The organism is Paenibacillus sp. FSL L8-0494, from assembly GCF_038003695.1.
Lineage (GTDB): Bacteria > Bacillota > Bacilli > Paenibacillales > Paenibacillaceae > Paenibacillus_AQ > Paenibacillus_AQ odorifer.
Window position 1 is genome coordinate 1,956,646 of record NZ_JBBOPQ010000001.1, and the last position, 13,022, is coordinate 1,969,667.

Below are 13,022 nucleotides of genomic sequence, written 5' to 3' on the forward strand. Positions count from 1 at the left end.
AGGTTTATCACATGAACAAAATGGGCATATTTCAGAGGTTTTGGTGTCTTTTTGTCACCATCGTTTTGCTATTGACCGCTGCTGGAATCATTCCAGAATCTAAGCAACAGGCAGTAGGGGCCATTGGGACAGGAGACACTTTACAGCACACGGGTATTAACAAAACGCTATCGAACGAGTTGCAATATACCAAGGCTAATTCTGTGTTTATGAGAACCACAGATGATAAGGTCGTTCTTGCGACTGGCCGCGCCACACTAATGTCAAACGAGGCGCATTCCGTCGCACCTGTATTACCTGCAACAACAAAAAATAAACCAGCAGCGACAAAGGCACCGCAGAGCACCAAAGCTCCAACCACTAAAACAAATGGTGGCAGCGGATCTTCAAAACAGTTACCAAATTCTATTCCTGTAGCCGCTCCCGCGGAAGACCAGATTATTACTTCAATGAAAGTAATGGCGACTGGCTATACTGCGGGTTATGAATCTACAGGTAAAACATCTAAGCATCCCGAATATGGAATCACTTATTCAGGTGTAAAAGTGCGCAGAGATAAGAATACAGTCTCAACCATTGCTGCTGACCCTAAGGTTTTGCCGCTGGGTAGTATTCTTTATATACCGGGCTATGGATACGCCATAGTTGCTGATACGGGCTCGGCTATTAAAGGGCGGAAAATTGATCTGTATTTTGCTACTACGAAACAGGTGTATAAGGAATGGGGCAAAAAATCGGTTGTAGTTCAACTCATTAAGCGTGGTAACGGGACTTGCACGGAAGTCATGCTGAAGAAGCTGAGCCAAGCGATTGAGACTTACAAAGCAGTGCCGCAATCCCTGCTCGAAGAATCCATTTAATGGGATTGAACTTATTTTCACTTGGTCATGCATAATAGTGACATCACCTTGCCATAATACGGACTGGGGCAAAGCAATTGCCTCTTCCGAGATGTTCTCTTAGTAAGCATATTCTATGCTGCATAAGAGAAAAGGAGGTGAATTCCGTGGCCAATAACAAGAAATCTAAAGTACAAGAAAATTACAAAACACCAAATGAAAAATACAATGCTGAGTTTGCTGTTGAGAATGACGGCGCTACTAAGCAAAGTGGAAATACTTCTAAACCAGCTCAGAAACCGCAACAATAATGCGCTAACTGAAGCAGAAGACTGCTGAAAAAAAGAGACTGTCCAAATCAGTTAATTACTGAGGGACAGTCTTTTTTCATATATAATGAAGTAAATAGAATTTTATCCCATTCATCTCAGTCTAGAGACTGAGGGGAAGTTCCTTCTCTCGCCGCTGTTTCTCAGCACTTCATTCCTGTAGACTAAGGCTATAAGATTGAAGAAGAGAGCGTTCCACTACTTTAAAGGGGAAATGAGTCATGAAAAGAAGGTTCACCAGCCAGGTTTTAGGCGGCCTGATCCTGATAGGGATTGGAGCTATGTTTCTACTGAGACAATTGGGTTACACTGATTTCAGCTTAGGTTACCTGATTTCGAATTATTGGCCGGTTATCTTGATCCTAATGGGAATGAAACGGCTTTTAGGTACAGGGGAGGAGCAATCAAAAGGTTCTTCACCTATCGGCGGCTTTTTCTTTCTGGCGATCGGAGTGTTTTTCCTTGGACGGAATTTAGATTGGTTTGATATTTCGGCCGGGGATTTTTTCAAAATGTTCATTCCAGTCATGTTGATTGGCGGCGGACTTTATGTGATTTTTAAACCACGCGGTTCAGTACCACCTGTGCCACCAGCTCCACCGTCACCACCAGATCACTTTCCTTCAGGAAAAAGCTCACTAGATGTGGAGCCGCCCAAACCGCTGGATTCCACACTTGATGAACAATTTGAGCAAAAATTCGGCAAGGCTTCTGGTCAACGCGACTGGAAGGACTATCTTCAAAAAGATGAAGAAGACGATGAGGACGAAACAGGATCTTATAAGTCCGGCGCTGAAGCACGTTGGCAAGAGAAGCAGGAACGACACGAGCGCAGACGTCAGGAACGTCATGAGCGTCATGCTCGTAGACATGGTGAATGGCATGAGGAATTCCATGAATCAAATAATCAAAAGGAATCGACCAATCGCTCTGCTTTTATCGGAGATGTCCACATGGGGCGCGAGCATTTCCAACTGAAGAACACGAATATCTCGCAGTTTATCGGCGATACCGTACTGGATCTGACGAATGCACAAATTGCTTATGGCGAAACGAGGATTAATATTTCCGCTTTTATAGGCGACATTAAAGTGTACATTCCGAATGATATGGATCTTGGCATCTCGGTGAACAGCAGTTCTTTTATCGGGGATATGGAAGTTCTGGATCAGTCTCGCAGTGGGTTTATGAGCAGTGTACAGTGCAAGACTCCTTATTATAAAGAAGCAGGCAAAAAAGTCCGTATAAATGTAAGTGCATTTATAGGTGACATTAAAGTTAAAACGGTGGGTTAGATGGGGACAATCTTCAGTAATACCAAATGGTTGCTGTTGTTTTACTTTTTGCTCACTGGAGCGGTAAGCGCTGGATTGATGTATGCAGGCACTTGCCTTGGTTATATCGAAGTGAAGGATTATCGGATGTGGCTGTACTTATGTCTCGGGATTGTGTTGTTCACTGTAGTTATCGGCTACATGGCAGGCCAGCGGATTCAGCGCCGGATTGATCATCTGGATCTGAATATGCTGCAGGTAGCCAAAGGAAATCTGTCCGTACGGATGCCAGAAAGTGACGATCAGTCTTTTGCCCGAGTGTATCACGAGTTTAATGTCATGATGGATACGGTTGAGAATAAGATGCAGCTTCTACAGCGATTGGGTGAACAAGAGGTTATTGAGAAGGAACAGGCAGCGGAGAGTGCGGTGTTGGAGGAAAGAAGGCGTATGGCCCGGGATCTGCATGATACGGTGAGCCAACAGCTTTTTGCCATCCATATGTCCGCTTCTTCGCTGCCTAAAGTTCTGAAGGTCAATGAAGCTCAAGGTCAAATGGTCATGGACCAGTTGATTACAATGTCTCAGATGGCACAAAAACAAATGAGAGCATTAATTGCACAACTGCGTCCAGTGGAGCTGGAAGGTCGAAATCTGTTCGAGGCGCTGGAAAAATGGTTTCCCGATTATTGTCGCCAGAATGGCTTAAAAGGAATGAAGGAGCTCGAACTTCAGGGCGAGTTATCGGAAGCGATCGAACATCAGCTGTTCCTAATTATTCAAGAGGCGATGGCGAATATTGTGAAGCATGCTGAAGCTAGACTGGTCAGCCTATCACTGCGTGAAGGATCAAGACAAGTTGTGCTGAGTATTAGTGATGACGGTCAAGGTTTTGAACATGTGCAGCAAAAACAAGGCTCCTACGGTCTCACCACCATGCGCGAACGCGCGGAGAAACTGGGTGGGCAAGTGGAGATTATTAGCCGCAAGGGTGCGGGAACGACGATCCGTGTACATATTCCTAAGTTTGTTCAAGGGAACCCAGAATTAGAGCAGAATAGATCGTTAGGAACAGATACACAGGACGAGGAGGAGTAGAGCATGAGTGTCATAAAAGTGTTGCTCGTAGATGATCATGATATGGTACGGATGGGCCTCAAAACTTATCTAATGCTGGAGCCTACATTCGAGGTCATCGGTGAGGCGGCGAATGGACAAGAGGCGCTGGAGATGCTGCGTGCTGGTGGACATGAAGGTCTGCCTGACCTCGTGCTGATGGATTTGATGATGCCTGTGATGAATGGTGCCGAGACCACAAGAGCAGTGCTGGCTGAATTTCCTGGCCTCAAAATCGTGATCCTCACCAGCTTTCTGGAGGATGATCTTGTTGTAGATGCTATAGAGGCTGGTGCTGTCAGCTACGTGCTCAAAACAGTGTCGGCAGAAGAGTTAATCTACGCACTGCAAGGGGCTTACCGCGGCATGCCCGTCATGACGGGTGATGTGTCACAGGCGCTGACCCGTGGTATACGCCAGCGCACCGTGCAAGGTGATTCCTCCGGTTTAACAGAGCGTGAGAAGGAAGTCCTGCTGCTTATAGCTGAGGGCAAGACCAATAAGGATATCGGTGAGGAGCTGCATATCAGCATCAAGACAGTGAAGACGCATGTCAGCAATCTGTTGATGAAATGCGAGCTTGATGACCGTACCCAGTTGGCTATTTACGCTCATCGAAAGGGCTGGGCTCAGGGGTAGGACTTGTAGACTAAGGTGCATTACTATTTGAAATGGTTTTAGAAGCTCGGGCCGCGACCTTTTTCGCGCCCGAGCTTCTTTTTTCTGCTTCCCTGTATAATCTCCTCCCATTTGCCTATATCTTTTATCTGCGCTTAAATTGTTTTTAATGTGACCTTAAGGTTTAAAGTACAAAATAAGAACATGAAAACAAATTAATCCTTGTCACGGCGACAGGAAGCAGGAGGAAAGATAAACATGGACGATAACAAAAACAACTTCAATCGCGACAATGGACCAGCACCAGATCGGGAATGGGACAATAATAACAATAGCAGCAATAATAATACTTCATCTGAAACAGGATCATCATCCTACTACTATTCTTACGGACCTTTTAAATCTTTGAACAAAGATGAGAATAACGCTGACGGAGGCGCGCAGCACTACAATCGGATGGAGCCAGAACGGGTCGAGGTTACACCTCCACAGCCTGTAAAGCCCTTACCATATAACACATCACTTCGTACCACTGGCTATGATGGCAATGGTGGTGGCCGCGGAGGAAATGGCGGTGGCGGTTCTGAAGGTGGCGGCGGCTGGCAATATAATAAAAAACCAAAAAGCTCGTTAAAAACAGTGCTGGTATCATTCCTAGCCGGTATGGTCGTTCTCTCGGGCTCAATGTATATGGCAGACAGAGGTAACTGGTTTACGGGAGATACAGCTACAACGGTTGCTACTAGCTCCGGAACGAATGGAACGGCGAAGACAACGGGCGAGAGTGCAGGTGTTGCGCCTTCTACTTCTACTACATCCTTGGTGACTGGATCTCGTGATGTGACAGGTGTTGTTGATGCAGTGGGACCAGCAGTCGTTAAGATTGAGACATTAGTGAAAACTAATTCGCGTAATGGAAGCTCATCCAGCCCGAATCTGAGTGATCCCTTCTCACAATTTTTCTTCGGGGATCAATACAGTGGAAATGGTTCTTCACAAAATGAACAGGATTCCAAATCAGGATCGGATTCTTCATCACAGCTTATCCCTTATGGAATTGGAACAGGCTTCATTTATGAGAAATCCGGCTATATTTTGACCAACCAGCACGTAATTGACAATGCTGATGTAATCCAAGTCACCGTCGATGGCGTAACCAAGCCTTATGAAGCGAAGCTGCTAGGTTCTAGCAAAGATCTGGATTTGGCTGTGCTTAAAATTGAAGGAGATAGTGATTTCCCTACCGTAGCACTTGGAGATTCGGATAGCATAAAGGTAGGTTCAGAAGTGGTTGCTATCGGTAACCCACAAGGCTTCGACCATACTGTAACTTCCGGTGTTCTTAGTGCAAAAGGACGCAGTATTGATATTAACGAAGAAGATGGCAGTGGAACACGTAATTACAAAAATCTGCTGCAAACCGACGCTTCTATCAACCCGGGTAACTCAGGGGGTCCGTTGCTTAACATGAACGGACAGGTAATCGGGATGAACGTAGCCGTCAGCACGGATTCTCAAGGTATTGGTTTCGCAATCGCTGTGAATACGATTAAAGAAGTCGTAGATAAACTGGAAGCCAACCAAGCCATTCCGAAAGAGCCGGTACCTTTCATTGGTGCAACTCTTATGACGATTACAGATGAGGTTGCTAAGCAAATGGGTACGGATATTAAAGAAGGTTCTGTGGTTGCAGATATTATCTATAAATCCCCAGCGTATACCGCTGACCTGCGCCCTTACGATATCATTACCGGTGCGAATGGAACGAAGTATGCAACCAACCAAGATCTGATTACCTTCATTCAAACGTTAAAAGTTGGAGACAAAGTAACATTAAATGTTGTGCGCGATGGTAAAACCATGGATCTTTCAGTTACCATCGGTAACAAAAATGATTTTGATACAACGACTACACAACAAAGTCAGCAGCAATAATACCGGACGGTAAGTCACACGGAAGGGGCGACCCTTCCGTTTTTGTCTAATTGTGATGTAAACTGCTACAATATATAAAAAGAACTGAACAATGGGGGCTGCTTGATGCGACCGAATATTCTAATTATTGATGATGACGAAAAGATTATTTCTATGCTGCGTAGAGGTTTAGCTTTTGAAGGTTACGATGTGAAAACAGCGGTGAATGGAGCGGATGGATTACGGGCAATCTTGAGCAGTGATCCGGATGTGGTAATTTTGGATGTAATGATGCCTCAGGTGGATGGCTTTGAAGTATGTCGCCGCTTGCGGGAAGGGGGCAGTAATGTTCCTGTTCTCATGCTTACCGCGAAGGATGAAATTGAGCACCGTGTGAAAGGGCTTGATCTGGGCGCGGACGATTATCTGGTTAAACCTTTTGCCTTGGAAGAACTGCTTGCACGTGTACGTGCGCTGCTTCGGCGTAAGAGTGAGCAAAGTGAAGGTGGGGAGCAAGCGGTTTCTTATGAAGATATTACGCTGGATGTGGATTCACGTGAGGTTACCCGTGCCGGTAAAAGACTGGAGTTAACAGCGAAGGAGTTTGAGCTGCTTCATCTTTTTATGCAAAATCCGAAACGTGTGCTTTCACGGGATCTGATCATGGATAAAATATGGGGTTATGATTATAGCGGTGAATCTAATGTGCTTGAGGTATACATAGCTATGCTACGTCAAAAGACGGAGGAGCATGGCGGTAAACGCCTCATTCAAACGATCCGGGGTGCCGGTTACATTCTAAGAGGTGACAACTAACATGTCTATAAGATTGCGGCTGACTGCTTGGTATTCAGGGATTTTGGCCGTTATGCTGCTGGCCTTATCAGCCGCAATTTACGGTTTTGTTTATTTTAATACTTATGGGGACTTGAAGAATCGCCTCCAGGTGCAAGCTGAGCAGACCATTCCATTTTTCAGTATCAATTTATACAGCGGTGAACTAATGATGGATGGGGTCAGAACTCCTGAGAATTCTAATACGTATACACAGATCTATGTTTATGATACTAAGGTTATGCAGCGAACGACAAACATGAGAAATGGTAATCTTGCATTTGATTATCCCGAGCGGGATAAAATTGTACAGGGATTTCGTAATGTTGTAATTGAAGGCAATCAATTTCTGATTTATGAACGGCCAATTCTATTGGAAAATTATAAAAATAATCCTGCTGCTGTGTTACAAGTGGCTACCTATGTAGGTGAACAAAATAAGCTCTTGGAGCGTTTAAAAACTATCCTGCTCGTAGGTTCTTTTGCTACCCTGATCGCGGCATTTACCTTCGGCTTGTTCCTTGCGCGCAAATCCATGAGTCCAATCGGCAAAGTAATTGAAGCTGCGAATGGGATTCAGACGGGGAATGATTTAAGCTCGCGTATTGAATATGATGGGCCGCCAGACGAGATAGGAAGGCTTATTGAGACCGTTAACAGTATGCTTGGGCGTATGGAAGGATTCTACACAGAGCTGGAGGATTCGTATGCGGCTCAGCGCCGTTTCGTTTCAGATGCTTCACACGAGCTTCGGACACCGCTCACTACGATTCGCGGAAATATTGATCTGCTGCAAAAGGTTTGGGAGATGGAACCCGGAGAAGGGAAGATGAGTGAAGCTGAGATTCGCCAGCTATCGCTTGAATCGGTGCAGGATATCGCAGACGAGTCTAAGCGTATGAGCCGCTTGGTAGCGGATATGCTCTCGCTCGCGCGTGCGGATACTGGACGTACTTTTGATATAGAGCCCGTGGCACTGGAACCGATGATGAATGAGATTGCGCGCCGCGCCTCTTTCCTGCCGCGTCAAGCCGAGTGGGTTACAGGTGATATGTCAGTCTTAAATGGCAAATATATAGTTGGGAATAAAGATTATCTACAGCAAATGCTCTTTATTTTTATTGATAATGCCTTTAAGTACACGCCTTCTGGCATCGTGAGTTTGGATACCCTTTTCTATCAGAATCAGGTTGGTATTCGGATCACTGATACAGGTATTGGTATGGATAAAGATGAGGTTCCATATATCTTCGATCGTTTCTATCGTGCGGATGAATCGCGTGGAATTACGGAAGGGATTGGGCTTGGTCTATCCATTGCTAAGTGGATTATTGACGAGCATGGTGGGTCTGTGGAGGTTGTTACACGCCAAGGTGAGGGTACTACTTTTGTCATCTGGTTGCCGCTTCTCTTTGCTCCGCCGCTGGAATAGGGTATAATTTAGAAGTGTCCTATTACAGAGGTCAATGAAAGCAGAAAGCTGGTGAACTCATGGAAGTCATTAAAATCTCTCCCCGGGGATATTGTTACGGAGTTGTCGATGCAATGGTTATGGCACGGCAGGCTGCGCAAAATCTCGATCTTCCCCGGCCGATTTATATACTGGGTATGATTGTTCATAACAGTCATGTCACGAATTCGTTCGAAGATGATGGCATTATTACTTTGGACGGACATAATCGTCTGGATATTCTGGATAAAGTGGATAGTGGGACTGTTATATTCACTGCACACGGGGTTTCTCCTGAGGTGCGCAAGATGGCAAGGGACAAGGGTCTGACTACGGTCGACGCAACCTGTCCTGATGTCACGAAGACCCACGATCTTATTCAGGAAAAAGTAGATGATGGTTATGAGGTCATTTATATCGGCAAAAAAGGCCATCCGGAACCAGAGGGTGCTGTGGGTATTGCCCCTGAGCATGTGCATCTGATTGAAAAAGAAGATGAGATTGCTACGTTATCCATCCCTTCTTCACGTATCGTCATTACGAATCAGACTACTATGAGCCAGTGGGATATTAAACATATCATGAAAAAGCTTCTGGAGACCTTCCCAGGTGCTGAAGTGCATAATGAGATATGTATGGCTACCCAGGTACGTCAAGAGGCTGTGGCGGAACAAGCAGGGCAATGTGATCTGGTGATTGTTGTCGGTGATCCGCGAAGCAACAACTCTAATCGTCTGGCACAGGTGTCGGAAGAGATCGCTGGGGTTCCTGCCCATCGTATTTCTGATGTGTCTGAACTCCAAACAGAATGGTTAGAGGGTGTGAATATCGTCGGGGTCACTTCTGGCGCATCCACACCTACACCTATCACCAAAGAAGTGATTAACTACTTAGATCAGTATGATTCGGCTAATCCGGAGACGTGGGAGATTAAACGTACTGTGAATATGGCGAAGCTGCTGCCACCGGTTAAGAATAAGAGTGCAAGTACTACTTAATGTAATGGGCTAGGCTCGAACTTATATATTATGAACGCTGCAACAAGAGCGCTTAACTTCGTCAGTCGAGGTTAAGTGCTCTTTTTTATCGAAAGAACGCTTCCAGCATAGGAATCTAGAATATAGATTGACTATAATCGCTTTTTGAGGTAGAATTGCTTTAGTGATTAAAAGCATAAAAGCTTAAAAGCGAACACGCGTCGTAGCGCGATAGTATCTAGCGGAATTATTATAAATTTTAAGTGTAGAGAGGGAGTTATAAATATGATCGTCATTACATCAAATCAAACACCGGAAGAGCAGGTTAAAGATATAATTGCCGTAATCGAAAAAGAAGGTTTGCAGGTGCATCTCTCCAGAGGAGCAGATCACACGGTGATAGGTTTAGTGGGAGGCGTCACTCCTAAGCTCGCCGAGCATTTGCGGCAAATGAAGGGTGTAGAGAACGTCGTGAAGATCTCCAAATCCTACAAGCTGGCCAGCCGGGATTTCCATCCTGAGGATACGATTATTGATATCAAGGGTGTGAAGATTGGTGGAGAAAACCTGGTGATCATGGGCGGACCTTGCGCCGTTGAGTCTCCAGAGCAGATTGATGAGATCGCCCGGCTTGTTAAAGCGTCTGGTGCTCAGGTACTTCGTGGAGGCGCGTTTAAGCCCCGCACAGGACCGTACAGCTTCCAAGGCGTAGGTGTGGAAGGTTTGACTATGATGGCTGAAGCAGGAAAGCGTCATGGCCTGTTGACGATTACAGAGGTTATGACACCGGAGTATGTTGATATCTGTGCGGAGCATGCGGATATTCTGCAGGTGGGTACACGGAATATGCAGAACTTTGATTTGCTGCGCAAGCTGGGGACCTGTGGCAGACCTGTTCTTCTAAAACGTGGCTTCAGTGCGACCTATGATGAGTTGCTCAATGCAGCGGAGTACATTTTGGCAGGCGGTAATAAGGATGTAATGCTCTGTGAGCGCGGTATTCGCACATTTGAGACCTACACTCGTAACACACTGGATCTATCGGCTATTCCAGTTCTACAAAGCTTAAGCCATCTTCCAGTAATCTCTGACCCAAGTCACGGAACCGGTCGTCGTGAGTTAGTTGAGCCTATGGCCAAAGCTTCTGTTGCTGCTGGTGCAAACGGGCTAATTATCGAAATGCACACAGATCCGGACAATTCCATGACAGGTGATGGTGTTCAATCGTTATTCCCTGATCAGTTTGATAACCTGCTTAAAGATCTGGAAAAGCTGGCTCCAATTGTTGGACGTAAGTTTTCTACTTCGCCAGAAACGGTTTCGGCGCTATAAAATTCAATCTAAGAGCTTCCTCGGAAGCCCTCTTAACCCGCGACCTAGTGGGAAAAGAGGGTTTTTTTGGAGTTGAATAAAATAAATGTGACATCAAAATATGCGAAAATAACAGATTTCACGAAAGCGTTAGAATATCTTACATTGCTGAAAGAAATACCTGACATAAGCATTGACGATGTTAGGTATGAGATTTATAATTACGACAGCAAAAAAAATTAAAACAAGAACATTTGCATACTGTGAGCGGCCTAATGTTCGGAACTTGGGGGAGGAAAAATTCATGTCGGTTGAAAAAGTGTTGCAAACAATTAAAGAGAACAATATCGAGTGGGTAGATTTTCGATTCGTAGATTTAGGTGGTCGTGCCCACCACATCTCTCTGCCAGCTTCTGAAGTGGAAGATGAAACTTTTGTAAATGGGGTAGCATTCGACGGTTCTTCCATCAAAGGTTTCCGTGGTATTGAAGAATCAGACATGGTTATGATGCCTGATCCGAATAGTGTGTTCATAGATCCGTTTACAGCTCATCCAACGCTGAACGTGATGTGCGACATTTTCACTCCTGATGGCGAACGTTATGAGCGCGATCCTCGCGGTATTGCTGTGAAAGCAGAAGAATTCCTGCAAAAAAGCGGAGTAGGTACATCTGCATTCTTCGCACCTGAATCAGAATTCTTTATCTTTGACGATGTTCGTTACGAAAGTGGCATGAACAGATCCTCATTCTTCGTAGATTCTGAAGAAGCGGCTTGGAATACGGGTCGTAAAGAAGAGGGCGGCAACTTGGCATTTAAAGTTGGCGTTAAAGGTGGATATGTTCCTGTAGCACCAGTTGACTCCCAACAGGATATCCGTAGTGAGATGTGCCGTCTGCTTGCTGAAGTTGGACTACGCATTGAACGTCATCACCATGAAGTAGCCACTGCAGGTCAAGCGGAAATTAACTTCCGTTTTGATACCTTGAAGAAAACTGCTGATAATCTCATGACTTATAAATATATTGTACAAAACACTGCACGTCAGTATGGCAAGGTAGCAACCTTCATGCCAAAACCGCTGTTTGGTGATAACGGTAGCGGAATGCACGTGCATCAATCGATCTTTGACGGAGATACTCCTTTGTTCTATGAAAAAGGCGCTTATGCTAACTTGAGCGAAATGGCTCTTCATTATATCGGTGGTATTTTGTACCATGCACCAGCATTGATCGCTTTGACTAACCCAAGCACCAACTCCTTTAAACGTCTGGTTCCTGGCTATGAAGCACCGGTTAACTTGGTTTACTCCAAAGGAAATCGTTCTGCAGCAGTTCGTATCCCAGTAGCAGCTGTGACACCAAAAGGCTGTCGTATCGAATTCCGCACACCGGATTCCACAGCTAACCCTTACTTGGCATTCTCCGCAATGCTGATGGCAGGTCTGGACGGAATTAAGAACAAGATTAACCCGCAAGAACTGGGTTATGGTCCTCTGGATAAGAACATCTATGAATTGTCTGATGCAGATAAAGAAAAAATCCGCAGCGTTCCAGGCAGCCTGAGCGAAGCGCTTGATTCTTTGGAAGCTGATTACGAGTTCCTTACAGAAGGCGACGTATTTACTAAGGACTTCATCGATAACTATATTGCTCTGAAACGTTCTGAAGCACAAGAGGTAGCGATTCGTGTTCATCCACATGAATATGCCCTGTACTTCGATCTATAAGATTCCTGCTATATATAATCTTTATAATAAAAGAAGCTGTCTCAAAAGTAGTGATTCTACTTGGAGGCAGCTTCTTTTTTTGAATTGGGAAAGTAATGGATTTTATTGTACCTTATGAATGTGTGCCACGCATAGTGTTCTAAGCCATGAGTAGTGTTCTATGTTATTGGGGTGGGCGGTAGGTGACTGCTATGTGTGATTTCCGTTCGGCTTGCAGTATATGATTTGTGGTATCTGTGACGCTGGACTATGTACGGTGAGCGATATGCGTTCTGTGTTTATGTGATGTACAAAGTGTATTTAAACTAATTAGGGAAAAACTCCCTAAAAATAGCCGATATTTGCTCTAAATGAACGAAATCAGGGAATTCCTCCCTAATAATCAGGGTGATTTCTTTATTAGTTACTGAATAGGCCAAAATTCAGGGAAGTTTTCCCTAATTATAAGTCCGATGAACAGAAATCTCTGATTTTTAGGGAGAAATTCCCCAATTATTCTATAAGTGCTTCACTTATTGCATCATCCGGAGCAACACTAGGTGCGCCCATAGAATCCATTTGGGCATCAAGTAGTGTTAAGAACATAAAAGAGGCTGTCACCAAGCCATAAAATGGCTGCTTGGGACAGCCC

General features: G+C 45.0%; 11 protein-coding genes. All 11 read left to right on the plus strand.

Translation table 11 applies throughout. The features are described from left to right. Window positions 1-260 precede the first annotated feature (260 nt). Window positions 261-860 (plus strand): 3D domain-containing protein, encoded by a 600-nt coding sequence (locus NYE35_RS08625; protein WP_170914212.1) that lies wholly within the window; start codon window positions 261-263, stop codon window positions 858-860. 146 nt (window positions 861-1,006) lie between these two features. Beyond that, window positions 1,007-1,150 (plus strand): hypothetical protein, encoded by a 144-nt coding sequence (locus tag NYE35_RS08630; protein WP_156113077.1) that lies wholly within the window; start codon window positions 1,007-1,009, stop codon window positions 1,148-1,150. A gap of 239 nt (window positions 1,151-1,389) precedes the next feature. Continuing rightward, complete coding sequence (liaF, locus tag NYE35_RS08635) at window positions 1,390-2,463, plus strand: cell wall-active antibiotics response protein LiaF (protein ID WP_036684468.1); 1,074 nt, start codon at window positions 1,390-1,392, stop codon at window positions 2,461-2,463. Continuing rightward, window positions 2,464-3,540, plus strand: a complete 1,077-nt coding sequence (locus NYE35_RS08640; RefSeq protein ID WP_036684466.1) for a HAMP domain-containing sensor histidine kinase — start codon at window positions 2,464-2,466, stop codon at window positions 3,538-3,540. Between the two features lie 3 nt (window positions 3,541-3,543). Then, window positions 3,544-4,197: a response regulator gene (locus NYE35_RS08645; protein WP_036684464.1), complete on the plus strand. Its 654-nt coding sequence runs from the start codon at window positions 3,544-3,546 to the stop codon at window positions 4,195-4,197. A gap of 237 nt (window positions 4,198-4,434) precedes the next feature. Next, window positions 4,435-6,111 carry a S1C family serine protease gene (locus tag NYE35_RS08650; protein WP_076141383.1) on the plus strand — a complete coding sequence of 559 codons (1,677 nt, stop codon included), beginning with the start codon at window positions 4,435-4,437 and terminating at the stop codon, window positions 6,109-6,111. 105 nt (window positions 6,112-6,216) lie between these two features. Beyond that, complete coding sequence (locus NYE35_RS08655; protein WP_036684461.1) at window positions 6,217-6,906, plus strand: response regulator transcription factor; 690 nt, start codon at window positions 6,217-6,219, stop codon at window positions 6,904-6,906. 1 nt (window position 6,907) lies between these two features. After that, on the plus strand, window positions 6,908-8,356 hold the full coding sequence (locus NYE35_RS08660; RefSeq protein ID WP_036684459.1) for a sensor histidine kinase: 1,449 nt from the start codon (window positions 6,908-6,910) through the stop codon (window positions 8,354-8,356). Between the two features lie 59 nt (window positions 8,357-8,415). Beyond that, the gene (locus NYE35_RS08665; RefSeq protein ID WP_036684457.1) at window positions 8,416-9,372 is read left to right on the plus strand and encodes a 4-hydroxy-3-methylbut-2-enyl diphosphate reductase; all 957 of its coding nucleotides are present in this window, start codon (window positions 8,416-8,418) and stop codon (window positions 9,370-9,372) included. A 264-nt stretch (window positions 9,373-9,636) separates the two neighbouring features. Next, window positions 9,637-10,683, plus strand: a complete 1,047-nt coding sequence (aroF, locus tag NYE35_RS08670) for a 3-deoxy-7-phosphoheptulonate synthase (protein ID WP_036684456.1) — start codon at window positions 9,637-9,639, stop codon at window positions 10,681-10,683. 283 nt (window positions 10,684-10,966) lie between these two features. Further along, complete coding sequence (glnA, locus tag NYE35_RS08675; RefSeq protein ID WP_036684454.1) at window positions 10,967-12,391, plus strand: type I glutamate--ammonia ligase; 1,425 nt, start codon at window positions 10,967-10,969, stop codon at window positions 12,389-12,391. Window positions 12,392-13,022: the final 631 nt, after the last annotated feature.